Origin of the sequence: Pseudomonas sp., assembly GCF_040514055.1 — a bacterium.
In the GTDB taxonomy this organism is placed as follows: Bacteria; Pseudomonadota; Gammaproteobacteria; order Pseudomonadales; family Pseudomonadaceae; genus Aquipseudomonas.
The window spans coordinates 136,013-162,072 of record NZ_JBEVDL010000083.1; the positions used below are offsets into that span (position 1 = coordinate 136,013).

Genomic DNA, 26,060 nt, shown 5'->3' on the forward strand with positions numbered 1-26,060 from the left:
ACTCCACCACCCGACCCGCTCGGCGGGTCATTTGAAGCCCAAAGGAAATGAGCCCCACCATGCCAAATCTCTTCCGAAAAAACGCCCTGGCCAGCGCCTGCGCCGTGCTTGCCACCTCCGCCGGCCTGCTGGCCAGTGTGCCGGCCCAGGCCGTCAGCCTCAGCACCACCGGCGAAGGCCAGGTACTGATTTTCCCCTACTACACGGTGCGCGGCGGTAACGACACCTCTGTCGTGGTGATCAACGGCAGTGCTCAGGGCAAGGTCGTGTCGGTACGTATGCGTGAGAGCAAGAATGGCCGTCCAGGGATTGACTTCAAGGTGTATCTGGCGCCGCACGACAGCTGGACGGGCACCCTCACCGCGACGGCCAAGGGCGCCAGGCTGGTCAGCGCGGATAAAACCTGCACAGTGCCGAAAATCCCGGCGAAGGGCGTGGACCTCACCAAGATCTTTCAGTTTCCCGACGATGGGGCCGGCGTTAGCGAAGAACGTAACCGCGAAGGTTACCTGGAGGTCATCGAGTTGGGCGTGGTGACCAATGCCGCGGTCCTCGCCGACATCACCCCCGTCGGAGCGGCAGCACCGGCGTGCACGCCGGTGCTGCACGGCGATATGTCGGCCCAGGCCGGTGACCGGGCATTGGCGCCGCCCAGCGGTGGTCTGTCAGGTTCGGCCACCCTGGCCAATGTCAGCCGCGGCACCGAGCTGGGCTACGCGCCAGTGGTACTGGAAGGCTTCTCCGAGATGAATCTGTGGTCGGTCCATAACGACGCTGACCTGCGCATGGCTAACCCTGCCATCAGCCTGGTGCTGGACAAGCAACGGCCGATCATCAGCCATTGGGTCCAGGGCGAAGATGCCGTTTCTGCGGTACTGATGAGCCAATCCCTGCGCAATGAATTCGACCTGGACCCTGGCACAGGCAAGGGGACCGACTGGGTGGTGAACATGCCCACCAAGCATTACTACGTCCAGTCAGCCGCCAATCCACTTCCCACCCAGGCGCCTTTCACCACGGCCTTTAATGCCAAGGGGGCCTGCGAATACCAATACCCAGACGACGGATTGTTCTGGAACCGGGACGGAGAAACGGATTATCAAATACCCACCCCCGGCCGGCCACTGCCTCCTGCGCTCTGCTGGGAGTCCTCGGTCCTGACCTTCAACGGCTCCAACGTACTGGCGTCGGCCAACCGTTATGACCTGGAGACACCCTACAGCCAAGGGGTGCCCTTCAGTAACGGCTGGACAGAGATCCTGTTCAACGCTCCCGGTCAGCAACTGGTGTCGCTTGAGGGCCATGTCTATAACGGCTTGCCGGTGACCGGCTTCCGCGTGCAGGACCTTGGCAAGGGGCGCCTGTCCAGTTATGGCGGCACCTTCGAGCACAGCTATGTCCGTGCGATCGAAACCACCACCCCCTGATGCGGATTGCCTGGCCGCGTCGCTCGCGGGCGACGCGGCCAGGTGCCCGTACAGCGATTCAATCCTGGCCTGAACGCCGCTCCGGCGGCGTTCAGGCCAGCCTCACTTGATCCCCGTATTGCGCGGCCGTTTCACTGTCGATGGTGGCGAAACCTGCCGCCTTGGATGCAGGCCGCTTGTAAAAAATGTAAAAAATACTGTGCGAAAAGTCTGATTTATCGATCATTAGCCGTAACTGTGCTGGTCTTGTCTTAGGCGATTTGCCATGATCCAACGCATTCATGCTACTGCGGGTTACCGACGAGGTAACCCCTGATCGCCCGGGACCTGCACCGCCGTCACGCTCGACGTTATTCATTGTCAGTAAAGCCCAGGGGCGGCCATGCCGGCAGTCCGTGCTCCTAGAGCGGGTTTTACAGTGCCCAAAAGGATATGAGCCTCGATGTCGATCTTCCGCCAATACCCGCCCCCCCGCGCCCTTGATGGCGCCGTTAAGCTCTGTGCGCAAGGATCTTCTGCGGCCTGCTGCGTGCCGCGGGGCGGTCTGGGATAAAGTCCTGCCTGGTCGGTCGCCGCGCGTTTCGTTGAACGTGCCGCGTGAGGCCATCCATGCATCCCCGAACAAACACCGCCCGCCCGATTCGAGGCGGCCACCTGTAGCCCGTACGCCTGCGTGGCAAGCCTGCACAGCGGCGGCCTGGTCGGTGTAGCGACCTATTATTATGCGACCCGCGCCGGGCCGCCCAGCAGGACGCAGGATCATGACCTTTATGCTCACCCGCCTTTCCACCCTCAAGGTCCTCGCGTTGCTGGGTGTGGCTTCGATCTCCTTACCGGCCCAGGCGGTCAATGTGAGTACCGATGGCCTCGGCCAGGTGTTGATCTACCCCTATTACACGGTGCGCGGCGGCCACGACAGCTTTGTGTCGGTGGTCAACCGCACTGACCAGGCCAAGGTCGTGCAGGTGCGTCTGCGGGAAAGCCGCAACGGCCGCGAGGTGCACGCCGTCAAAGTGTTTCTGGGTGCCCATGACCAGTGGACCGCCGGCATCACCGCGACCGACGACGGCGCCAAGTTGTTCACCGGCGACCAGTCCTGCACCAGCCCGGCCATTCCCGCCGGCGGTGTGCCGCTGAGCAACGCACGTTTCGCCTCGACAACGGTCACCCCCGGTTTGGTGCAGGAGGGCGGCGATGGTGCTGGCCGCGAGCTGGATCGCACCCGTGAAGGCTATATCGAGGTCATCGAACTGGGCGTTCTCAGCCACCCGGCGACGCTGGCTACCCTCGACTTATCAGCCTGTAGCCAGGTGCTATTGAGCGCGGATATGGGGGCACAGGCCGGCAACAAGGCCCTCTCGGCCCCCAGCGGCGGCTTGCTGGGCAGCGGCACCCTGATCAATGTAGCGGGCGGCATGCAGTACAGTTACCGACCGGTGGTGCTCGACGCGTTCGCCAACGTCAATCTCTGGTCGGTCGACGGGCCCGACCTGCGCGCGGCGACGCCCAAGGTCAGCCTGGTACTGGATCAGGGCCGGAGCATCAGCAGCACCTGGCCCAAAGGCGAGGATGCGGTCTCGGCCGTGTTGACCCACGCCACGTTGCTTAACGATTTCGTGCGGGAATTAGCCACGGACTCAGGCACCGATTGGGTGGTGACCATGCCGACCAAACACTACTACGTGCCAGTGGCCACGGAGGGGGTGCGCCCCCCGGTGCAGCCTCCGTTCGGGGTTGCTTTTACCCAGTACGGTGCCTGTGACTTGGTCGATACCAACAAACGGATACTGGCGGTCAACCGTGAAGGCAAAGCCGAATATGTCGATGGCGAAGGATTTCCGCAACCGCGGCCGGTCGTTTTTCCATTGCTCTGCTGGGAAACGACAGTGATGAGCTTCGCCGATCCCGGGATATTGGGATCGCTCGGGGAGGACGGTATCGACCCCAGCTGGGAAAATGGTTGGGCGCGTTATGCCTTCGGCAAACCCTATCAAAAACTGACCTCGCTGGAAGGCCATGTCTACCGAGGCCTGCCGGTCACGGGCTTTATGGTGCACAACTTCGTCAATGGCGACGTCAATGGCCTGCAGTCCAACTATGGTGGCAACTTCGACCATAAATACACCACTGTTATCGACCTACCCTGAGCGCGCCAAGCTGTCACCGTCCGGACCGCTCTGCAGCGGCGCAGGGCTTCTATCACGTGCCGCCTGGATACTGAAATGCCCGTTGTCCGGCCAGTCTGCCGGCCTCCAACAGCCCAATGGAAATGAGCCGAACCATGCGAAATTTTATTCAGCGAAACCCTCTGGCCACTGCCGTTAGTGCACTGGCGACCCTGACCGGCCTGCTGGTCAGCGCGCCGTCCCAGGCCGTGAGTATTAGCCAGGATGGCCTGGGCCAGGTGCTGCTCTACCCCTACTACACGGTAGAGGGTGGCTACGATACCGGGGTGTCCGTGCTCAATAGCACAGATCAGCCCAAGGCGGTGTCGGTGCGTTTTCGGGACGCGCAAAACGGCCGCGGGAACATTGTCTTCAAGCTGTACCTGGCGCCACACGACATGTGGACAGCGGCCATCACCACGACCGGTGGGGGGGGCAAGCTGATCACGGCGGACAAGAGCTGCACCTGGCCAAAAATTCCGGCGAGCGGGGTTGAATTCGGCGAGTTCGGTGGTTTGGCGTCCGAGGGCAGTTTCGAAGTCATCGAGCTCGGTGTGGTAACCAGCGCAGCCGTCGCAGCGCAGGTCACTCCTGGTGCTTCCTGCGACCTGCAGGGCATCGACATGGCCGCATCTGCTGGCGCCACCGCACTGGCGCCACCGAGCGGTGGCCTGACAGGCAGCGCGACCCTGATCAACGTCAGCGGCGGTGCCGAGTACAGTTACGAGCCGGTGGTGCTGGACGGGTTCTCCACGGCCAATCTCTGGTCGGCGGAAGGCCCCGATCTACGTGCGGCGACACCCAAGGTAAGCCAGGTGCTGGACAAGGGCCGGGCCATCACCAGCACCTGGTCCAAGGGTGAGGACGCGGTCTCGGCCTTGCTGATGCGTGCGTCCCTGCGCAATGACTTCGTGCTGGAACCCACCACCAACTCAGGTACCGATTGGGTGGTCGGCATGCCGACCAAGCATTACTACGTCAATACGGACAATCCCGCTGCTCCGTCATTCAGCGCACCGTTCGGCAAAGCCTCTTTTACCGCTGACATCTGTGAATACTACGATCCAGAAAGCGCGCTGCAGTGGAACCGGGAAGGTAACAGCTATATCCCGATCCACTTCGGCGCTAGGCAGCCCTGGGAATCGGCGCTGTGCGGGGAAACCTCGGTGCTGACCTTCGAAAACTCCAATGTCTTGGGGTCGACCCAGAGCGTTAACCAGGACGCCTATTACGACTGGCAGGGCAACGGGTTCGTCAATGGGTGGATGGAAATAGCCTTTGATCAGGATGCCCAACGGCTGGTTTCGCTGGAAGGTCATGTCTATCAGGGCCTGCCGGTGACCGGTTTTATGGTGCACGACTTCGTCAACGGCAACGTCGGCGGCTTGCTGTCCAACTACGGCGGCAACTTCGAGCATAAGTACACCACGGTGATCGAAACGCCCTGATGGTTCGGTCCCGAGGCGTCCGCTCTGGCGCGGGCGCCCTTGGGTGGCACCATAGATTAACCTGCGGCCGCTCTGACGGCCTCGAACCGAAATTCCAGGGTGTACCCATGATGAAGTCTTTGCTGAAAACCCCCTTGGCTGGCGCCTGTGCGGCGTTAGCGACCCTGACCGGCCTGCTGGCCAGCGCACCTTCCCAGGCCGTGAGCCTGAGCCAGGATGCCCAAGGGCAGGTGTTGCTGTACCCCTATTTCACCGTGCGCGGCGGCACCGATACCTACCTGTCCCTGCTCAACGGCAGCAATAAGCCAATCCTGGCCTTGGTTCGGTTTCGTGCCAGTGCCGACAGCGCCAAGGTTTACGAGTTTTTGCTGTGGCTGGCTGCCCGTGACCAATGGACCGGGGGGGTGACCGCCACGGCCGGCGGGGCGAAGCTGATTTCATCCGACCAGTCCTGTGCCAAGCCCAGCATCCCCGCAGCCGGACTGGCTTTCGCGAGCGAGGGTTCAAGCGAGGCCGCGATGGATATCACACGCGAGGGTTCGTTCGAGGTCTTCGAACTGGGGGAAGTCAAGTACCAAGCCATCATCGACGCCTTGCAGCCGCCCACGATCACAGACAAGCGCTCCTGCACCTGGACGGTTACCCCTGGCAGCGAAGCGCTCGGCCCGCCCACCGGCGCGTTGTCCGGCACCGCCACGCTGATCAATGTCGCCGCCGGTACCCAGTACAGCTACGAGCCGGTGGTGCTCGATCAGTTCAGCGACCGCACTCTGTGGGCAGGCGCCACGCTGGCCGACGCTAACCCTCCTACCAGCCAGGTGTTGGACAAGGGGCGCGTGGTCACCAGTACTTGGGACAATGGTACCGATGCGGTCTCGGCGGTGCTGATGCATACCTCGCTGATCAACGAATTCGTCCTGGAACCCACTACCTTGTCGGGCACCGATTGGGTGGTGAGCATGCCCACCCAGGAGCGGTACCGGAATGACCCGTTCCTGTGGCAGACGCCCTTCGCCGCCGGTAAATGCCAGTATCAGATGCACCCCTACGATCTGCCTTATTGGAGCCGTGAAGGGATATCTGACGATGTGGAGATCTGGATGACGCCTCCACCGGCAACGCCGATGATCTGCAACGACGTCTCGGTGCTGACGTTCAATAACTCCAATTTGCTGGGCTCCATCCACGGCGAGAACCTTGAAACCAACCTGGACAACGGCTGGGCCGAGTTCGCGTTGGAGGGCAAATTGGTCTCCCTCGAAAACCATATCTACCACGGCTTGCCGGTGACCGGTTTTATGGTGCACGACTTCGTCAACGGCAATGTCGGCGGGCTGCTGTCCAACTACGGCGGCAACTTCGAGCATAAATACACCACGGTGATCGAAACGCCCTGATGGTTCGGTCCCGAGGCCTCCGCTCTGGCGCGGGCGCCCTTGGGCGGCACCATAGATTAACCTGCGGCCGCTCTGACGGCCTCGAACCGAAATTCCAGGGTGTACCCATGATGAAGTCTTTGCTGAAAACCCCCTTGGCTGGCGCCTGTGCGGCGTTAGCGACCTTGACCGGCCTGTTGGCCAGCGTGCCCTCCCAGGCGGTGAGCCTGAGTCAGGATGCCCAAGGGCAGGTGTTGCTGTACCCCTATTTCACCGTGCGCGGCGGCACCGATACCTACCTTTCCCTGCTTAACGGCAGCAATGCGCCCATCAAGGCCTTGGTGCGGTTTCGTGCCAGTGCCGACAGCGCCAAGGTTTACGAATTCGTCCTTTGGCTGGCTGCCCGCGATCAATGGACCGGGGGCGTCACCGCCACGGCTGGCGGCGCGAAGTTGATTTCGGCAGACAAGTCCTGCGCTCAGCCAAGCATCCCGGCGGCCGGGCTGCCTTTGGCTGGCGCAGGCTCAAGCGAGGCGGCGATGGATATCACGCGCGAGGGGTCGTTCGAAGTGTTCGAACTGGGGGAGGTCAAGAACCCAGCCATCATCGACGCTCTTCAACCCCCCACGATCACGGACAAGCGTTCCTGCACCTGGACGGTCACCCCGGGCAGCGAAATACTCGGCCCGCCCTCCGGCGCATTGTCAGGTACGGCCACGCTGATCAACGTCGCCGCCGGCACCCAGTACAGCTACGAACCGGTGGTGCTCGACCAGTTCAGTGACCTCTGGCTGTCGCAAGACGTGACGCTGGCCGACGCTAGCCCCGCTACCAGCCAGGTGTTGGACAAGGGGCGCGTGATCACCAGTACCTGGGGCGTCGGCAGTGACGCGGTTTCGGCGCTGCTGATGCATGCCTCGATCATCAACGAATTCGTCCTGGAACCCACCACCTTGTCGGGCACCGATTGGGTCGTGAGCATGCCCACCCAGGCGTGGTACCGGAATGACAAGTTTGTTTCCCAGACGCCCTTCGCCGCTGGTAAATGCCAGTATCAGATGCACCCCTACGATTTGCCCTACTGGAGCCGCGAAGGGCAATCGAACGATGCGGAGATCGTGATGACGCCTCCACCGTCAACGCCGATGCTGTGCAATGACGTCTCGGTGCTGACCTTCAATAACTCCAACCTGCTGGGCTCGATCCACGGCGAGAACCTGCAGACCACCCTGGACAATGGCTGGGCCGAGTTCGGGCTGGAAGGCCAGTTAGTCTCCCTGGAAGGTCATCGTTACAAGGGCTTGCCGGTCACCGGCTTTATGGTGCACGACTTCGTCAACGGCAACGTCGGTGGGCTGCTGTCCAACTACGGCGGTAACTTCGAGCATAAATACACCACAGTCATCGAAGCGCCCTGACGCAGTGCCCCGGCCGGTCCCGCCTCAGGGCCGACCGGTGACTGCGCAATCGGCCGCTGCAAATTTGCCCGACCCGGTCAGTTGGCCGGTCCGATCAGCCCAATGGAAATGAGCTTGCCCATGTCGAATTTCTTCCGGAAGAGCCCCCTGGCCAGCGCCTGCGCTGCATTGGCAACCTTGACTGGCCTGTTGGTCAGCGCGCCGTCCCAGGCCGTGAGCCTGAGCCAGGATGGCCAGGGCCAGGTCCTGCTCTACCCCTATTACACGGTGCGTGGCGGCAGCGACACTTACCTGTCGTTGCTCAACAGCAGCGACGTTCCAATCCTGGTCACGGTGCACTTTCGCGCCAGCACCGACAGTGTGCTGACCTTGAAGCTCGACCTGTACCTGGCCGCCCACGACCAATGGACCGGGGGCGTCACCGCTACGGCCGACGGGGCCAAGTTGATTTCCTCGGATCGATCCTGCACCGAACCGAGCATTCCCCAGGGCGGATTGCCCCTTGAGCTCAATCGTCCGAACGAGGATGTGATGGATGTCGTCCGCGAGGGGTCCATTCAGGTCTTCGAACATGGCGAGATCGTAAACCCGGCGATTATTGCCGCCATCAGTCAGACCGGTGGGGCGCCGTCCTGCAATCTGGAACCCACCCCGGGCTTGGCGTTCTTTGGCCCGCCGACCGACGCCCTGTCCGGCACCGCCACCCTGATCAATGTTGCCGGCGGCACCCAGTACAGCTATGAACCGGCAGTCCTTGAAGACTTCACCTCCGAGCCCTTGTGGCTGTTCGGCACGCTGGACGATGCGCAACCGGCGGTCAGCCAGGTGCTGGACAAGGGACGGGTGATCACCAGTGCCTGGGAGCGCGGCAGCGCCGCGGTGTCGGCGGTGCTGATGCATGCCTCGCTGACCAACGAGTTCGTCTTGGAACCCACCACCCAGTCAGGTACCGATTGGGTGGTGAACATGCCCACCAAAGGCTGGCACCAGCAGAGTTATGGCGTTTTCGAGCCGCCATTTGCCGCCGACAAATGCCAATATCAGTTCGCCGATACTGTGGTTTTCAGGGACCGCGAAGGTCGGCCGAACGATGACGATGTTTCAACAGGTACCCCTGCGGACGTGGCACCGGTGATGTGCAATGACGTCTCGGTGCTGACGTTCAATAACGCCAACCTGCTGGCCTCGGCCCACAGCGAAAACCTGGCTGTCAATCTGGACAACGGCTGGGGCGAGTTCAAGTTCGAGGGTGAATTAGTGTCCCTTGAAGGGCATCGTTATAAAGGGCTGCCTTTGATCGGCTTTATGGTGCACGACTTTGTCAACGGCAATGTTGGCGGCTTGTTGTCCAACTACGGTGGCAATTTCAACCACACCTACACGACTGACATCAAGACACCCTGACAGCCGTCCGCTTGGCGCCAGCGAACACTGCGTTTGATATTGCTGGCGTCGAGGCTCCAGGCGTTACCCATCGTCACCTTGAGTTCGTTGGCTGGTTTTCTGCAGCCAAAGGACGTGAGCGAGCTCATGCCAAATCTTTTCCAGAAAAACTTCTTGGCCAGTGCATGCGCCGCATTGGCGACCTCGACCAGCGTGCCTGCCCAGGCCGTCAACATGAGTCAAACGGGCCAGGGCCAGGTGCTGATTTTTCCCTATTACACAGTGCGCGGTGGCCACGATACCTATCTGTCGCTGCTCAACAGCAGCGATGTGCCAACCTTGGTCACGGTGCGGTTCTGGACCAGTATCGATAGTGTGCGGGCCTCCAGTTTTGACTTGTATCTGGCGCCGCACGATCAATGGACCGGAGGTATCACCGCCACCGTCGGCGGGGCGAAGCTGATCTCCTCCGACCGCTCTTGCACTGAGCCAAGCATTCCCCACGGCGGGTTGCTGTTGGGGCTTAATCTCCCGCCCGACTATTCGATGGATATCGTCCGCGAGGGCTACCTCGAAGTCTTCGAAATCGGCGAGATCAAGGATCCGGCGATCATTGCCGGCATGAGTCAGGCCGCCGGGTCGCCCTCCTGCAATCTGCGGCCCACCCCCGGCTTCTTCGCTGCTCTCGATTCGCCGACAGGTATACTGTCCGGCACTGCCACGCTAATCAATGTCGCCGGCGGCGCCCAGTACGGCTATGAGCCGGTGGCCCTGGAACATTTCTCTCAACCTTCCGACATACTATGGACAGGCGTCACTTTGGCCCACTCGGACCACACCAGTCAGGTGCTGGACAAGGGACGCGTGGTCACCAGTACCTGGGAGCGCGGCATTGACGCGATCTCGGCGGTACTGATGCATGCCTCGATGAGCAATGAGTTTGTGTTGGAACCCACGACGTTGTCGGGTACCGATTGGGTGGTGACCATGCCCACCAACGTTGATTACCCGTCTGTTGCCCCCCCCTTTGCCGCGGGCAGGTGCCAATTTGAGTTTGTCGGCGATGCAACGGTCAGGGACCGCGAAGGCCGGGCGAGTAAATTTAATCTACCCGTGGAGTCCCCGCTCGTTGCGCCAGCCGCGCTGTGCAATAACGTCTCGGTGCTGACATTCAATAACGCCAACCTGCTGGCCTCGGCCCACAGCGAAAACCTGGGTGTCAGCCCGGACAACGGCTGGGCCGAGTTCAAGTTCCAGGGGGCGTTGGTGTCCCGCGAAGGCCATCGCTATAAGGGCCTGCCGGTCATCGGTTTTATGGTGCACGACTTCGTCAACGGTAATGTGGGTGGGCTGTTGTCCAACTACGGCGGCAACTTCGCGCATAAATACACCACGGTGATCGACGCGCCCTGAGGCGATGCGCCTGCCAGTCCCGTCTCTGGGGCCTGGGCAACCGGCCGTTGTAGCACCTGTCCGCCTCGGTCAATTGGCCGGTCTTATCAGCCCAATGGAAATGAGCCTACTCATGCTGAATTTTTTCCAGAAAAAAAACCTGGCCAGCGCCTGCACCACGCTGGTGAGCTTGACCGCTCTGCTGGCCAGTGCGCCGGCCCAGGCGGTTAACCTGAGTTCGAACGGTCAAGGCCAGGTCCTGATCTACCCCTATTACACGGTGCGTGGCGGCCACGACAGCTACCTGTCGGTGGTCAACCGCACCGACCAGGCCAAGGTGGTGCAGGTGCGCCTGCGGGAAGCGAGGAACGGTCGTGAGGTGCTGGCCGTCAAAGTGTTCCTGGCCGCCCATGACCAATGGAGCGCGGGTGTCACCGCGACTGCCGACGGCGCCAAGCTGTTCACCGGCGACCCGTCCTGCACCAGCCCGGCCATTCCCGCCGGCGGTGCGCCGCTGAGCAACGCGCGTTTCGCCTCGACAACGATCACCCCAGGGCTGATGTCAACGGGCGGCGATGGCGCCGGCACCGAGCTGGACCGCACCCGTGAAGGGTATATCGAAGTCATCGAGTTGGGCGTGCTCAGCCATGCGGCGACCCTGGCGACGCTTGGCGGCGAAAGGGGCTCAGCCGCCTGCAGCCCGGCGCTACTGAGCGCCGACATGGGCCCGCAAGCCGGTGCCCGGTCCCTGTCGTCCCCCAGCGGCGGTTTGCTCGGCAGCGGGACTTTGATCAACGTGGCGGGCGGCACCGAATACAGTTACCAGCCCGTGGTATTGGACGGGTTCTCCAACGTCAATCTGTGGACGGTTGAGGGGCCGGATTTGCGCGCGGCGACACCGAAGATCAGCCTGACGCTGAACAAGGGGCGGGCCATTACCAGCACCTGGTCCAAGGGCGAGGACGCGGTCTCGGCCGTGTTGACCCACGCCAGCCTGTCCAATGACTACGTGCTGGAACGGAGCACTCAGTCGGGCACCGATTGGGTGGTGACCATGCCGACCAAACACTACTATGTGCCGGTTATCGACGATGTCCCGATAATGCCGTTGCAACCGTTCAAGCCTTTCGCCAGCGGTTTCAACGGGCAGGCCTGCAACTGGGTGCACGATACTGACCGGCTCAATCCCTGGGACCGAGAGGGGCGGGAGGCAGGCGGTGGCGATGTGGATTTTGCCACCCGCCCGCCCTACAACCCGCTCTATTGCTGGGAGAGCTCAGTAGTGAGCTTCGGAACAAGCGTACTCGGCTCACTCGCGCGGACCGAAAATACGGGTGATGTAGGTTGGCATCCCGAACAGATGAATGGCTGGGGCGAGCAGCGCTTCCGCGAACCCCACCAGCAGCTCACCTCGCTCGAAGGCCATGTTTACCGCGGCCTGCCGGTCACCGGTTTTATGGTGCACAATTTCGCCAATGGCAATGTTGGTGGGTTGCTGTCCAACTATGGCGGCAATTTCGATCACAAATACACCACGGTGGTTGAAACGCCCTGATGGTCCCCCCTGCGGCGTCCGCTCAGACGGCGCCGGATGTCGCTCTCCGGCCGTGTTGACGGCCTCGAACCGTAATCCCGAGCATATCCATGTCGAAATCTTCTCTGCCCCCGCCCTTTGCTGGCACCTGTGCTGCCCTGGCGACCCTTGCCGGCCTGCTGGCCAGCGCGCCGGCCCAGGCAGTCAATCTCAGTCAGACCGGCCAGGGTCAGGTACTGATCTTTCCCTATTACAGCGTCCACGAGGGCAACGATACCAACCTGTCGATCGTCAATCGCACCGACCAGGCCAAGGCCGTGCTGGTGCGTTTTCGCGAGGCCCGGCAGGCGGACGCGGTATTGACCTTCAGCCTGTTCCTCGCGGCCCATGACCAGTGGGTGGGTGCGGTCACCGCGACGGAAGATGTCGCCAAGCTCATATCGGCCGATCCCTCCTGTACCCTTCCAACGGTGCCGGACCAGGGGTTGGAGTTCGATCGTCGTCTTGAGGCGATCTCAGGGGACGGTGAGCGCGAGGAGTCACGCACGCGCTCGGGCTATATCGAGGTGATCGAGATGGGCGTGGTCAGCGATCCGACCGTGCTTGCCACGCTCAGTGGCAGTGGGGCGCAGGGGAGTGCGCGACGGTGCGATGTCTCGCTCCTGAACCGTGATATGGGGCCGCAACAAGGTGTCAGGGCGCTGTTACCTCCCAGCGGCGGTTTGACCGGCGGGGCGACCCTGATCAATGTGATGGCGGGCACCGAGTACAATATCGAGCCAGTGGTGCTTGAAGATTTCTCGAGCATCAACTTATGGCCTAAGGATTTTTCCTTCAGCACCGATTTACCCAACCTGAGCTCGGTGAACCCCAGAACCAGCCTGGTGCTGGCCAATGGCAAAGCGGTGCGCAGCACCTGGGACCAAGGCGAAGACGCGATTTCAGCGTTATTGATGCACATCAGCCTGGTCAACGAGATCGTGCTGGAGCCGTCCACGCAATCGCGAACCGACTGGGTGGTAACACTCCCCACCCGGCATTTTTATGTTTCCAGTGCGCCCGACTCGGCAAGGGCTCCCTTTACCCTGGATTCGGGCGCTGGCCGCCTATGCCAAGCGGCGCGCGAAATTACCCGCAGCCGCGATGCCGCGATCGCGACTGCGCCCTTGGCTCATCGCCTGTGCTGGGGCACTACCAATGTGTTGCCGTTCGACTACGACAGGTATCAGCATTTAACCGATCGTTCGTTTGTCTTCACCAACGGTTGGGGCGAGCTGATGTTCGACAACAACAGCGAACTGGTTTCCCGGGAAGGTCACCTTTACTACGGCCTGCCGGTGACCGGCTTTATGATGCACAACTTCGTCAATGGCAATGTAAACGGGCTGCTCTCCAATTACGGCGGCAACTTCCAGCACAAATATACCACGCTGATCGAGGCGCCCTGATGCGCCGTTCCCGGTGGCCCCACTTCAGTTGGGGCGGTTGGCGGATGGTGCAACGCGCTTTTGAAACACCTACTCGAACGGTCGCTTGACCCACCGTCAACGTCCCCGTCGTACTGAGGCTGGCCATGCTGAATTATTTACAGAAAAACCCCTTGGCGAGCGCCTTCAGCGCATTGGCGACCTTCACCGGCCTGCTAACCAGCGCGTCGGCACAGGCGGTGAGCTTGAGCCAGAACGGACAGGGCCAGGTGTTGATCTACCCCTATTACACGGTGCGTGGCGGCACTGACTCTTACCTGTCCGTGCTCAACGGCAGCGATATCCCGACCGTGGTCATGTTACGGTTCCGCTCGGCTTCATCGATCTATAACGTGATGGACAAAGTCGATGAGGTGCGGTTGGTTACTTTGTATTTAGACGCCCACGACCAATGGACGGGAGGTGTCACTGCTACCGCCGAAGGAGCGAAGCTAATATCCTTCGACCAGACTTGCACCCATCCACGTGTTCCGCAGGGCGGGCTGCCCTTCGTTATAGAGCGTCCTGAAAGGGCGCCGATGGACGCCACCCGCGAAGGCTTCTTCGAGGTCATCGAGATGGGGCGAATCCAGGATCCAGTCATCCTCGCTGCTATCCGCCAAACCGGTGGCGCTCGATCTTGCACTTGGGAAGCAACACCAAGTTTTGTAACACTGGGTATGCCTACCGGGGCACTGTCGGGTACCGCCACGCTGATCAACGTTGCCAACGGTACGCAGTACAGCTATCAGCCCGTAGCCTTGGAGAATTTTTCCGACGAATTTGTGGCCTACGGCGGCTCACTGGACCACGCTAAACCCGCTGTCAGCCAGATACTGCATAGAGGGCGAGTGGTCACCAGTACCTGGAATTTAGGTTCCAACGCCGTCTCGGCGGTACTGATGCATGCCTCGATGATCAACGAGTTCGTGCTGGAATCGACAACTTTGTCGGGTACAGATTGGGTCGTGACGCTGCCCACCAGAGATTTTTACAATCTCGGCAAAAATGTCTACCGGGCGCCCTTCGCCTCCGCGCAGTGCCAGTACCAGCTTGCGCCCAATAATTTGCGCTACTGGGACCGCGAAGCCCGCTCCGATAGCCTTGAGACTCAGTTCGGCACTAGCCTACCTGCCACGTCAACGCTGTGTGGGGACGTCTCGGTGCTTACGTTCAACAATTCCAAGCTGCTGGCGTCTGCCCATAGCGAAAATCTGGAGACCAGCGTGGTCAATGGCTGGGCAGAGCTCAGTTTCGAGGGCCAGTTGGTGTCCCGTGAAGGCCATATTTACCGGGGGCTGCCTTTGACTGGTTTTATGGTACATGACTTCGTCAATGGCAATGTTGGTGGGCTGCTGTCCAACTACGGCGGTAACTTCGATCACAAATACACCACGGAGATCGATGTACCCTGAGGGTGCTCCGTCGTCGTGCACAACGTCCGTGCAATGGACAAAGAAATTCGAACCCGGCCAACGGGCTGGTTTCAGCCTCGAGCAAACATGAGCCTACCTATGCCACAGTATTTCCATAACCACTCACTGCGCGCTTGCGTAGCTGTGGCGACCTTCACCGGCCTGCTGGCCAGCGCGCCGGCCCAAGCGGTCAACCTGAGTCAAACTGGTCAGGGCCAGGTGCTGATTTTCCCCTACTACAGCGTGCGCGGCGGTACGGATTCCTACCTGTCAGTGATCAATAACACCGACCGCACCAAGGCGCTGTCGGTTCGTTTGCGCGAAAGCCGCAATGGCCGCAGCGTCAGCAGCCTGACGCTGTTCTTGGCACCTTTCGAAATGTGGACCGCGGGGGTGACCGCCACCGCCGAAGGCGCCAAGCTGATCACCACCGACCGCTCCTGCACCAGTCCGCGCATTCCACCGGAAGGCCTGGCACTGAGCAACGTGAACTATACCGGAGCGGTGGTGGCCCCCGGGTTTGTCCAGCAAGGCAATGACGGCGGCGATACCAGTCTCGACCGGGTCCGCGAAGGTTTTATCGAGGTGATCGAATTAGGCGAGGTGACTTCGGCATTCGCCGACCAACAAGGTTTGTTCCCGTATGGATTCAATGGACTCCAGCCATGCAATGCCGTCGAGCTGGATCGAGGGCCCTCGGCGGGCGCCAATGCCTTGGCCGCGCCCAGTGGCGGGCTAAGTGGTTCGGGCACGCTGGTCAATGTCGCCGGGGGCAGCGAATACAGCTATGAGCCGTTGGTGCTCGACGATTTTTCCGACCAGAACCTGTGGCCGGCCAGTCGGGCGCAGCTGAGCTCGGCGACCCCGAAGATCAGTCGGCTATTCGACCGCGGTCGTTTGATCACCAGTACCTGGACACGGGGCGAGGACGCCGTGTCAGCGGTGTTGATGCGATCCAGCCTGACTAACGAGTTCGTCCTGGAAACGACCACCCTTTCCGGAACCGATTGGCTGGTGAATATGCCCACCAAACACTATTACGTGCCGGTGGCCGGTAGTACCGCAAAGGCTCTTCCGCCGTTCGCCGGCGCATTTTCAAACCAGGGAGCCTGTCAATTCTCCTACGGCGATGTGCAGCTTGTGGGACGCGAGGGAGAAGCGCTCACGCCAGAAGTGTTCCTAGAGCCTCAGACCCTGTTGTGTGGCGAAACCTCCGTGCTGACCTTCAACGGCTCGCAGCTGCTGGCCTCGGCCCATGGCGAAGCGGTGGGCGTGAAGGATGGCGCTGCTGGCAGCAATGGTTTCGGCCGGCTCGACCTCGGACTCAACGGCGAGGCGATGGAGTCCCTCGAAGGCCATGTTTACCGCGGCTTGCCAGTGAACGGCTTTATGGTTCGCGACTTTATCAACGGCAATGTCAACGGGGTGCTGTCCAATTACGGCGGCAGTTTTGCCCATAAGTACCAGACGGATATCACGACGCCTTGAGCGCGGGCCCTGGTCCGGTAACAGACGAGAAATTCGGGAGCCGGCCAACAGGCCGGCCTCACCCTTGAGTAACCATATGCTTACCCATGTCACAGTGTTTCCATCACCTGTGTCTGATGCGCGCCAGCCTTGCTTAGGCGACCTTGACCGGCCTGCTGGTTAGCGTGCCGTCCCAGGCCGTGAGCCTCAGCCAGGGTGGCCAGGGTCAGGTGCTGATCTTCCCCTACTACAGGGTGCGCGGTGGCTACGATACCGGCTTCTCCTTGCTCAACAGCACCGATAAGCCAAAAGTCTTGACGGTCCGCTTTCGTGAGGGCGAGTACGGCGAAGAAACCCAGGCTTTCAAAGTGTTTCTCGCCGCCCATGACCAATGGACCGCGGCCATCACCCCCACCGGCCGATGGCAGCTGTACCGAGCCATCTTTGCCATCGGCCGGTGTGGAGTTTTTGAGCACAAAATGCTGGCCCCCTGGCTACACGGGAGACCGGGATGAGACGCGTGAGGGCAGTTTCGAAGTAATTGAAATGGGGGTGGTGACCCACCCAGGCATCGCTCAGGACCTGACCGTTGTAGATGGAGAGGCTAAGTGCGAAACGACAATGGTGTTGATGAGTCCAAGTGCCGGCGCATTTGCATTGGCACCGCCCAGTGGTGGGCTGTCGGGTTCGGCGACGCTGATCAATGTGGTGCAGGGTACCGAATTCGGCTATGCGCCGGTGGTGCTGGATAATTTTTCCGATCAAAACCTCGTACCCCGTGGTTCGATGCTCCAAACGGCTGACTTAAATATGGCAACGCCGAAAACCAGCTTGGTATTTCACGAAGGTAAAGCCGTTAGCAGCACTTGGCCGTTTGGAGTAGACGCCGTATCTGCAGTTCTGATGCATGCCTCGTTGCGCAACGATTTCGTGTTGGAGCCCATTACGCAGTCGGGAACTGATCGGGTGGTGTCGATGCCCACCCGGATGTACTACTACGGTTCCACTGGCAGGCCCAATCCGTTTGGACGGACCATGTCCAGTGGCGGCGTCTGTGAATACAAGTTTACGCCATCCGGCGCGCCGCTTTGGGGACGGGAAGGGGAGCCTGAGGGCGCGCTGGCACCGGACTCGCCCTTGCTCGCCACGTCCATCCGGTGCTGACGTTCAACGGTTCCAATGTGCTGCGCTCGGCATTCAGCGCCAATTTGCCGACCCGCCTCGCCAATGGCTGGATGCAGATCAGGCCTGACGACGTCTTTGGCGACCTGCCCGACGAACAGGTGCCGAACAAGCTGGTGTCGCTTGAGGGCCATGTCTACCGGGGGGTGCCGATGGTGGGCTTTATGGTGCACGACTTCGTCAACGGCAACGTCGGTGGCCTGCTGTCCAACTTCGGCGGCAACTTCAATCATAACTACACCAAGGTTATCCAGATTCCTTAAGTCCTATTGCCGGGGTCGCACCGGCCACACCCGGCCACATCACAAGGAGGTTATCGATGATACTTAAAGCTAGAAACGGCACAGCGCTCAAAGTGTTGGCATTGCTGGGCGTGGGTCTGGCCGCGCTGCCCGCCCAGGCCGTCAGCTTGGCCGCGGACGGCCTGGGGCAGGTGTTGATCTACCCCTATTACAGCGTGCGTGGCGGCAACGACACGCACCTGTCGGTGCTCAATCAGACCGATCAGCCTAAGGTGCTCTCGGTGCGCCTGCGGGAAAGCCGCAACGGTCGCGAGGTCAGCAGCCTGACCCTGTTCCTGGGGCCCCGGGACGAGTGGGTCGCCGGTATCACCGCCACCGCCGACGGCGCCAAACTCTATAGCGGCGATGCCTCCTGTACCCGACCGGTGATCGCCGCGGGTGGGATGGCGTTGACCAACCTGTTCATCGGGGGCGGCGCCCATAGCAGCGGATTCGATGACTCCGGTCAGGACGGCGACGGTAGCTCGCCGGACCGGACCCGCGAGGGGTATATCGAAGTGATCGAGCTGGGGGTAATCGACGACCCGCTCCTGGCGCTACAGGTGACGGTGCAAGGCCTGCAGGCACCCTGTCGCCTGACGGGCGAGCCCATACCGCGACTGACCGGTAGCCGGGCCCTGGCCCCGCCCAGCGGTGGGCTGGCCGGTAGCGCGTCGCTGATCAACGTGGGCCAGGGCAGCGAGTACAGCTATGAGCCTGTGGTGCTGGACGATTTTTCCCAAATCAACCTTTGGACGGGCGACAGGCTGCCCGACTTGGGCGCGGCTAATCCACCGATCAGCCAGGTGACGTTCCAGGGGGAAAGCCTGACCAGCACCTGGGCCGAGGGGATAGATGCGGTATCTGCGGTGCTGATGCGCGTTTCGCTGCTTAACCAGGTGGTGCTGGAGCCCACCACCCTGTCGCAGACCAGTTGGGTGGTGACCTTTCCCACCAAACACCACTACGTACCCGTCGGACGGCAAGGGCCAAAGCCACGGGGCCCGTTCAGTAGTATCTTCGGCGAGGGTGGTGCGTGCGAGGCCGTCTACCAAGGCATCGGGGTGAATTTTCCACTGAACGACCGCGAAGGCGTTCCTGTGGTCGACCCGCGACCCAATCCGGGGCCTGACCTAAAGTGGCCCATGCTGTGCCGGGAAGCCACGGTCCTGGCGTTCAATGGCTCCACCCTGTTGACCTCACCCGTTGCCGAGTCGCTGGTCGCCAGCTACGACAACGGCTGGACGCAACTGGATTTCGACAATGAAGTGCATTCGCTGCGTTCGCTGGAGGGGCATGTATACCGGGGGCTGCCGGTCACCGGGTTTATGCTGCGCAACTTCGTCAATGGCAATCTCAACGGTGTGCTGTCCAATTACGGTGGCAGTTACAACCACAAGTACCTGCGCTCGATTCAACGCAACTGAGGCCACAGGATGGCAGGTGGTGAGGTCGCCGCCCGCGGATGGACGAGATCGCCTGCCAGCAGCGAGGCCCGCGTAGCGCTTCTTTGGAAAAGTCGGCCTGAAGGTTCTAGGGTAGAGACACACCCGGCGAGGCTATCACCCGCGTCGTCGGTTACATCGGCAATCACACCAAGGATGGAGTGCATATGCTTATCGACAATACGGCCCTGCGGGCCTTCACCGCGCTGGGGGTGCCCGGCGCCGGGCTCTTGCTGATCTACGTCGTCGCCAATTGGCTGCGCCCGGGCTCGCTGGTCATCAGCGAAGGTTGGACCGCTCCGAGCGCGTTGGCCATGGTGCTCAGCGCAGCGATCATCCTCTACCGCATCGTCAGTCCGGTGCCGCCCCCGACGGCGTCAAACCCGGGGCCTGTTTCCATCAGCCTGCCCCATGCCGCCAGTTTCCAGCAGATGGCGGATACGCTGGCGGGCACCTCGCGGGTCGAATACCTGGGGTTCACCCCAACCGAATTGGACGCCCGCCTGGCGCCGCGTCACGTCCAGGGTGTGGACACGGCCGCCGCCCTGGAAAACCTGGGGATTGCCGCGAGGCTGCAGGTGCGGCCCTTTACGGTGGAAACGCCGATGCCGGGGCGGATTGTGCTAAGGGTCAAGGATGCGTGAGTTTTTCATCTAACAGCCTTGGGTAAAGCGGCGGGTTGGCGCTGCACGGCGCGCCGAGACCGCCCTACAGGCAGACTCGCTGGACCTGACGAGGGCCGAAAAAAAGGCAAAAGAAAGGGCGCCTGAAAAGGCACCCTAAAAAACTGCTATGGAGTAAGTCCGAAGGATCAGAGCCTTGGTTGGCTTATAGGTTCCAAGGGCTCCGACGGACGGCGACTATTTGCTCGGTATTAGCACCAGGCGTTGGCTGCCATACGTCTTGTCGAGATTCTGCGACTGGAACGGAAAGGTCATCAGCAGGCCTTTGCGGGCTGCATCGATGCCATCGACGTAGTGGGGGCTGGCCGGGTTGCTGGATTGCCCCGGGCTGTTGACGCCCATCATGGGTTCGGGGCGCGCGAAATCCACCAGCAAACGGGTGGCCGACACGGCCTGGGCGTCGAAGTCCTGGCCCCAGTGAGTCGCCGCCAGGTTCAAGGTGCTCTGGTCACCGCCTGCCGGGTAAGGAGGTACCGCCGCGTTGGGCTGCGTGCGGTTTGGGTCGCTCCAGGCAGAGCGGTGCAGTTTGCCCCATTGCCAGCCTTTGGCGTCGTCGCCCAGGCGGGTTTCCAGCAGAGTCACCGCGGCGGCCAGGCTGCGGGCCAGTATCGTCGCCTTGTCTTCCTGCTGCGGCGTGCTCCGGTCGTTCCAGAACGGACTGTCGTCACGGCCGAGCAGATGGTCGGCCTGGCTCGAATAGGACAGGTCGGCACTGCGCACCAGGGCCTGCCAAGCCGAAGAGGTTTCCGGGCCCAGCTCGTCGAGGAACGTCTGGCGCGCACTCTCGTGCAGGAAGGCCTGGTACAGCGCGGCATCGCCCGAGCTCGCCGACAGCTGGCCGTCGAACGCCAACAGCCGGGCCAGGGCTGTCTGGGCCTTGCCGCTTTCCGCAGGGGGCAGCGCCTGGATCGCCCGCTGCAGTCCCGGCGCCAGGCCCGGTGCCTTGAGCAGGGTTTGCAGCTTGCCGACGAATAGCGACTTCTGATCGTTCTGCAGGGCGATCATGCTCGGCGTGTCCTGTTTGCCGCGCGCGGCCAGCTCGGCGAGTCGTTCGGCGCGCTCGGGGGCGTGCCAGGAGTTGGACAACTGCATGCCGTAACCATGGGGTACGCTGCGTTGGTTGGCACTGCCCAGCCAACCCTGTGGTGGATCCTGGTCATAGGGATGAAGCATCGGGTCGGCATAGCCGTCCCAATCGTAGCGGCTGTCCCAGCCGGGCGACGGCAGCAGGCCGATGCCCGCGCGCCGGTTGGGGTAGCGGCCGGTGACCTGCCAGCCAATGTGCTGGGCGTCGGCGAAGATCAGGTTTAACGGCAGCGCCTGTACCTCGCGGGTGGCCTCGAAAGCTTGCTCCACCGAGCCCGCACGGGACAGGGCAAACCAGGCGTCCAGGCTCTGGTCGCCGTCCAGCGTGGCCGTCTGCAGGGCCAGGCCGTAGCCACGGGACAGTTGCATGGCCTGCCGCGGGTCCTGGCGTTCGCCCAGCAGCGAGTTCAGCAACGGGCCATGGCGGGTTTCGAAGATCCGCTCACGCACCGGCCGCTGACCCTTGATAAAGAAGGTTTCCTGGCGTTCGCTGGCACGCTGCCATTTGCCGTCGGACAGGTACAGCAGCTGGTCACCCTGGGGTTTGATCTGCTCGAGAAACAGGTCCTGGTTGTCGCCAGTGACTTGGCTCATGCTCCAGGCCAGTTTGCCGTTGAACCCGGCCAACACCATCGGCAGGCCCGCCAGGGTGACGCCGGCCGCCTGGAACTTCGGCGAGCGGATCTGCACGAAATTCCACGCCGCGGGCATCGACAGTGGCAGGTGCAGGTCGTTGCCCAGCAGGCTTTTGCCACTGCGGCTATTGGCGGGCGCGATGGCCCAGTTGGTCGAAGTCGGATTGCCGAGCAGCCCGAGGTCGGCGACCTGGGTGAGGGTGCGCTCGACGCTTGCCAGCCCCGGGAGTTGCCCGTCGAGGGCCAGCCCGCGAAGCTTTTCCGCTTCCGCCAGGGGCAGGGGCTCGTCGGGGTAGGTGGGGGTGAGCCAGGCCACTTGCTCGGCCCCGACTTTCTGGGTCATGACCAGGGCCGCGAGCTCTTCCTGCAGGTTGCCTGCCTGGCCGAAGTTCAACAGGCAGAACAGCAGCACCGAGTCCTGGGCTTTCCAGTAGGCCGGTTTATGGCCCGCGTCCGCCAGGTCGCTGGGCAGCTTGCCCTGGTAGCGGAACAGGTAGGCATTGACGCCCCGGGCGTAGACCTCGAAGAAATTTTTCATCCGCGGCGAGGCAGTCTGGTAGAGCCTGTCCGCACTTCGCTTGAGGTTGAGGGTGCGCATAAAACGGTCGATGTCCAATGCACCGGGACCGTTCAACTCCGCCAGGCGACCCTCGGCCAGCAGACGCAAGCGCACCATCTGGCTCAGGCGGTCGCTGGCGTGAACGAACCCCAGGGTAAAGAGCCCGTCATGAAAGGTGTTGGTTTCGATCAGCGGCATGCCCAGTGCATTGCGGCGGACGACCGCGCTCTGTGCCAGCCCTTGCACGCGCAGCGTGCCCTGCTTGGGCAGCAGGCTGTTGGTATCGCCACCGGCGAGAAACAGTTGGCAGCCGGCCAGGCCGAACAGCGCGGTACCGGCACCGAGGCTCAGGCGCAACAGCGGGCCAAACAGGGGACGAAACAGGCGCAATCGCATTCGACGGGCTCCTTTGCGGGCTGGCGTTGGGGTACGGGGAGGCTGCTGGGGCGAGCCGCGCTTGTCGAGCCGGAGCCAGTCGACCGGGACTGTCCAGCGCGCGGCAGGCTAAGGTAGTGAGCCTGGCGCCTCCTGGCAAGCGCCGTGCCGACCGAATCGGCAGGGCCAACGTGGCGCGGCCGGTCGTGGCGCAGCCGAACGCGGCCCGATCACTCAGGGCGCCAGGCGCCTAGGCCTGGCGCAGCGGGCGCGGGTCGCTTTAGCCTGTCAGGCGCCGTGGCACTTCTTGAATTTCTTGGCGCTGCCACAAGGGCAGGGGTCGTTGCGGCCAACGTCTTTCAGCGCGTTGCGCACCGGTTCCTGGCTGTGACCGCAGTCGGGGCCGTGCACGTGGCCGGGGTGATCATGTCCGTGATCATGGTCGTGGTTACAGTCGGGACCGTGGACATGGGGTTCTTGGCTCATGGGGTACTACTCCGGAATGAAATCGCCGGGAATTATCTCGCCATTTCGCGCGACGTGCACGTCGCGTCCGAACAACATCCCGGTTTTTACCTCGCCCACCAGGCGGTAGCGTATCGGTTCGTCGGGATTTTCCAACGCCTTGACCAGCTGGCGGACATGCCGCCAGAGGTTGGTTCGCACCGGCACCTCGAACACCTGGCGACCGTGCGCCGGCACGGTAAACCACTGGTCCGACTCACCCTCGGCGAGTTTCACCTCGTTCAGGTGCACGCTGTACACCAGCCCGCGGACGGGCAGGCTCATGTCGTTGGGGTTGTCGATGCGAAAACGCAGAACGAACTTCTGCTCGGTGAGCTTGGCCTTGATCACATCGACCTTGAGCAGGCGCACATCCGGATTTTCGAAATCGCCGGTCACCCAGGTGGAGCATCCCGACAGGCCTGAAAGCAGGCCGAAGAACAGCATTAGGCTGAGAATTCTTATCATTTGCGCCTGAGAAAACATTTCAGTGCTCCGCTTGAGAACCCAGTGTAACAAGCAAGTGCTTGGCTGCAACCAGGAACTGCCTACGCTCGTCTCGATCCGCTCTATCCAGGGCCTTGCACGGTGACTTGCGGACATTGCGTGGGCCGAGTTCGCTGAAGACGCCTGCTGGTTAGGACCACGACAGTGGAGGGGGAGTGCAGGCTGGCCCCTGTGAGGTTTTTCACGAGTCGCCGGTGCGCGCCGACCGTACAAGAATGACCGCTGTCGCAGTTACGCTTTATTTAGCGCCGCCGCTGCTGAATAGGCGCAAGACCTGCGCCATACTGGGCGCTGATTCGGACAGGAGTGTGACCATGAGTCGCTACGAGATCGCCTTTTCCGGCCAGGTACTGCCCGGCGCTGAGCTGGCACTGGTGCAGGCCAACCTGGCCAAGTTGTTTCAGGCCGACGCCCAGCGCATCGCCCTACTGTTTTCCGGCCGGCGCATTGTCATCAAGAGCAACCTGGATGCGGCTGGCGCGGAAAAATACCGCGCGACCCTGGAGCGGGCCGGTGCCCGGATCGAGGTGGTCGCGTTGGACGCTGAGGAGCTGATCGAGGAAATCGAACTGGCCCCGCCCCCTGCCAGTCCGGCTGCGCCGGCTCCAGCGGTGGTGGCGTCGGCAATGCAGCCGAGTTCGGCGGCACGCCTCAAGGTGGCGCCGCGGGACGAGTACATGGCCGCGTTCGTCGAGGTGGACGCTCCGGATTTCGGCATTGCGCCCGTGGGTGTCGACCTTCAGGACGCACGGCCCGCCGCCCAGCCCCCTGCCGTGGATTTTTCGCAGTTCAGCCTGGCGCCGGTCGGCAGTGACATGGGCGAGATCAAGGCCAAACCGGCCGGTCCACCTCCGGACACCTCGCACCTGAAGCTGCAATAACAGCGCCTATGCCCCGTAGGAGGGGAGGGGCCACCCAGGTCGGGCCGCGTAGATTGAACACAGCCAAAGCCCACAAGGCCCAATCCGGCCCTCCACGCGGCCATCGACTGGATTCCCGTCTACGCGGGAATGACGAAAGAGCGATCGTTCCCACGCTCCGCGTGGGAATGCGGCCCCGGACGCTCCCGCGTCCATCCACCCAGATCAGGACCGGGCCGGCCGCGTGGGTTGAGCGTCGCGATACCGGTCAACGACGTCCATAACGCCAACCCTGGGCCTCTGCGTGGCCACCGACTGGATTCCCGCCTGCGCGGGAATGACGACAATGTGCCTTCGCGGGAATCACGACAGAACGATCGTTCCCACGCTCCGCGTGGGAATGCGTCCCCGGACGCCCCCGCGTCCTTTTGCCCGATTACGTGCGGCCCCACCCTAGTTGCCGTGGGCAAACCCGGCGCAGCATTTCTTGAATTTGACACCGCTGGCGCAAGGGCAGGGGTCATTGCGCCCGGCCCTGAGGGGCACCGTGGAGTCGATGAAGTACCAGCGTCCGGCAATCTGGACAAAGGCGGAGCGTTCGCGGTGGGCGTGTTCGCCAGCACCGTCCCGCCAGTGCACGACAAAACTGACCCAGGCATGTGGCGGCTCGCTGGCGACGGACTCGGCCGTCTCGACCTGCAAGCCCAGCCAGGTGCTGTCGGCACTCCAGGCGGCGATGGCGGCGCGGTCCAATCCTGCTTGCTGGGCGGGCAGGGTGGTCGCCAGCAGGTAGTCGATCTGTCCCCGTGCATAGGCGCTGTAGCGCGAGCGCATCAAGGTCTCGGCATCTGGCGCGACGGCGCCGGCGTGGTAGCGCCCGCAGCACCGCTCGAGCGTGTCGGGGCGGCCGCAGGGGCAGGTCTGCTCGAACGACATGGGCATTACCACCAGTACTTGCCGTAGTTTTCCGGATTGGCCCAGAACTTGGCGTTCAGCCAGTCAGGCACCTGTTTGTAATCGAGCAGGTCGTAGGTGAACAGGCTCAGGGTTTGCTCGCCGCGTTGAAAGCGTTCACTGGCTTGCAGGGCCAGGGAGAAAAAATCGGTGTCCAGCCAGGTGCTGGCCTCCAGGTCGACCAATACCGCGATACGGCTGGCGTTGAGGTTGCGGATACCGCCGAGCAACTCCAGCCCGGCTTTTTTTGGCAGGTGTTCCAGGCAATCGGCGATCAGGGCCAGGTCGAAGCGTTGCCCGGCCAGGTCTGCTGGCAGTGAGCCTGGCGTCGCATGGGCCACCTGACTGTCCGGGTGCGCCGCCTGAAAGGCCGCCACGCTTGGCGGGCTGCTGGCCCCTAGGACCAACAGGCGCTGGGGGGCATAACGTTCGAGCAGGGCGGCCAACGCCTGCTGGGGCGTGCGAACAGAGCGGTTGTCGGGCATGGGGTAGACCTCG

22 protein-coding genes are annotated in these 26,060 nt (G+C 62.2%); 17 read left to right on the forward strand and 5 right to left on the reverse strand.

Annotation, left to right across the window (positions count from 1 at the left end):
• Positions 1-59: 59 nt before the first annotated feature.
• From ABWY06_RS23060 to ABWY06_RS23135, 16 genes are all read left to right on the forward strand, one after another.
• Positions 60-1,427: a hypothetical protein gene (locus ABWY06_RS23060; RefSeq protein WP_353927922.1), complete on the forward strand. Its 1,368-nt coding sequence runs from the start codon at positions 60-62 to the stop codon at positions 1,425-1,427.
• 761 nt (positions 1,428-2,188) lie between these two features.
• Positions 2,189-3,574, forward strand: a complete 1,386-nt coding sequence (locus ABWY06_RS23065) for a hypothetical protein (protein WP_353927923.1) — start codon at positions 2,189-2,191, stop codon at positions 3,572-3,574.
• Positions 3,575-3,708: 134 nt separating this feature from the next.
• Positions 3,709-5,040, forward strand: a complete 1,332-nt coding sequence (locus tag ABWY06_RS23070; protein ID WP_353927924.1) for a hypothetical protein — start codon at positions 3,709-3,711, stop codon at positions 5,038-5,040.
• 107 nt (positions 5,041-5,147) lie between these two features.
• Complete coding sequence (locus tag ABWY06_RS23075) at positions 5,148-6,437, forward strand: hypothetical protein (protein WP_353927925.1); 1,290 nt, start codon at positions 5,148-5,150, stop codon at positions 6,435-6,437.
• A gap of 107 nt (positions 6,438-6,544) precedes the next feature.
• Positions 6,545-7,834, forward strand: a complete 1,290-nt coding sequence (locus ABWY06_RS23080; RefSeq protein WP_353927926.1) for a hypothetical protein — start codon at positions 6,545-6,547, stop codon at positions 7,832-7,834.
• A gap of 120 nt (positions 7,835-7,954) precedes the next feature.
• Positions 7,955-9,238 (forward strand): hypothetical protein, encoded by a 1,284-nt coding sequence (locus tag ABWY06_RS23085; RefSeq protein ID WP_353927927.1) that lies wholly within the window; start codon positions 7,955-7,957, stop codon positions 9,236-9,238.
• Positions 9,239-9,364: 126 nt separating this feature from the next.
• Positions 9,365-10,630, forward strand: a complete 1,266-nt coding sequence (locus tag ABWY06_RS23090; RefSeq protein WP_353927928.1) for a hypothetical protein — start codon at positions 9,365-9,367, stop codon at positions 10,628-10,630.
• A gap of 112 nt (positions 10,631-10,742) precedes the next feature.
• Entirely contained in the window at positions 10,743-12,164 is a 1,422-nt protein-coding gene (locus ABWY06_RS23095; RefSeq protein WP_353927929.1) for a hypothetical protein, read from the forward strand.
• An 89-nt stretch (positions 12,165-12,253) separates the two neighbouring features.
• Positions 12,254-13,591, forward strand: a complete 1,338-nt coding sequence (locus ABWY06_RS23100) for a hypothetical protein (protein WP_353927930.1) — start codon at positions 12,254-12,256, stop codon at positions 13,589-13,591.
• A 125-nt stretch (positions 13,592-13,716) separates the two neighbouring features.
• Positions 13,717-15,024, forward strand: coding sequence for a hypothetical protein (locus tag ABWY06_RS23105; protein ID WP_353927931.1), 1,308 nt, complete (start codon positions 13,717-13,719; stop codon positions 15,022-15,024).
• Between the two features lie 15 nt (positions 15,025-15,039).
• Positions 15,040-16,512, forward strand: coding sequence for a hypothetical protein (locus ABWY06_RS23110; RefSeq protein ID WP_353927932.1), 1,473 nt, complete (start codon positions 15,040-15,042; stop codon positions 16,510-16,512).
• Positions 16,513-16,655: 143 nt separating this feature from the next.
• Complete coding sequence (locus ABWY06_RS23115; RefSeq protein ID WP_353927933.1) at positions 16,656-17,006, forward strand: hypothetical protein; 351 nt, start codon at positions 16,656-16,658, stop codon at positions 17,004-17,006.
• Between the two features lie 31 nt (positions 17,007-17,037).
• Complete coding sequence (locus ABWY06_RS23120) at positions 17,038-17,655, forward strand: hypothetical protein (protein ID WP_353927934.1); 618 nt, start codon at positions 17,038-17,040, stop codon at positions 17,653-17,655.
• Positions 17,649-17,936 (forward strand): hypothetical protein, encoded by a 288-nt coding sequence (locus ABWY06_RS23125; protein WP_353927935.1) that lies wholly within the window; start codon positions 17,649-17,651, stop codon positions 17,934-17,936. The genes ABWY06_RS23120 and ABWY06_RS23125 overlap by 7 nt, the downstream gene beginning before the upstream one ends.
• Before the next feature lie 56 nt (positions 17,937-17,992).
• Positions 17,993-19,381: a hypothetical protein gene (locus ABWY06_RS23130; protein ID WP_353927936.1), complete on the forward strand. Its 1,389-nt coding sequence runs from the start codon at positions 17,993-17,995 to the stop codon at positions 19,379-19,381.
• A gap of 185 nt (positions 19,382-19,566) precedes the next feature.
• Positions 19,567-20,043, forward strand: a complete 477-nt coding sequence (locus ABWY06_RS23135) for a hypothetical protein (RefSeq protein WP_353927937.1) — start codon at positions 19,567-19,569, stop codon at positions 20,041-20,043.
• A 216-nt stretch (positions 20,044-20,259) separates the two neighbouring features.
• On the opposite strand, the gene ABWY06_RS23140 is transcribed toward ABWY06_RS23135, so the two are convergent.
• The 3 genes from ABWY06_RS23140 to ABWY06_RS23150 all read right to left on the reverse strand — a co-directional run bounded on the left by ABWY06_RS23140 (position 20,260) and on the right by ABWY06_RS23150 (position 23,727).
• Positions 20,260-22,758 (reverse strand): penicillin acylase family protein, encoded by a 2,499-nt coding sequence (locus ABWY06_RS23140; RefSeq protein ID WP_353927938.1) that lies wholly within the window; start codon positions 22,756-22,758, stop codon positions 20,260-20,262.
• A gap of 267 nt (positions 22,759-23,025) precedes the next feature.
• The gene (locus ABWY06_RS23145) at positions 23,026-23,223 is read right to left on the reverse strand and encodes an SEC-C metal-binding domain-containing protein (protein WP_353927939.1); all 198 of its coding nucleotides are present in this window, start codon (positions 23,221-23,223) and stop codon (positions 23,026-23,028) included.
• 6 nt (positions 23,224-23,229) lie between these two features.
• Positions 23,230-23,727 (reverse strand): LEA/WHy family protein, encoded by a 498-nt coding sequence (locus ABWY06_RS23150; RefSeq protein WP_353927940.1) that lies wholly within the window; start codon positions 23,725-23,727, stop codon positions 23,230-23,232.
• Between the two features lie 335 nt (positions 23,728-24,062).
• Between ABWY06_RS23150 and ABWY06_RS23155 the strand changes: the two genes are divergently transcribed.
• Positions 24,063-24,629, forward strand: coding sequence for a hypothetical protein (locus ABWY06_RS23155; RefSeq protein ID WP_353927941.1), 567 nt, complete (start codon positions 24,063-24,065; stop codon positions 24,627-24,629).
• A 432-nt stretch (positions 24,630-25,061) separates the two neighbouring features.
• Here ABWY06_RS23155 and ABWY06_RS23160 read toward each other — a convergent pair whose 3' ends face one another.
• Positions 25,062-25,544, reverse strand: coding sequence for a YchJ family protein (locus ABWY06_RS23160; protein ID WP_353927942.1), 483 nt, complete (start codon positions 25,542-25,544; stop codon positions 25,062-25,064).
• Positions 25,545-25,549: 5 nt separating this feature from the next.
• Entirely contained in the window at positions 25,550-26,047 is a 498-nt protein-coding gene (locus ABWY06_RS23165) for a DUF6231 family protein (RefSeq protein ID WP_353927943.1), read from the reverse strand.
• Between the last annotated feature and the right edge of the window lie 13 nt (positions 26,048-26,060).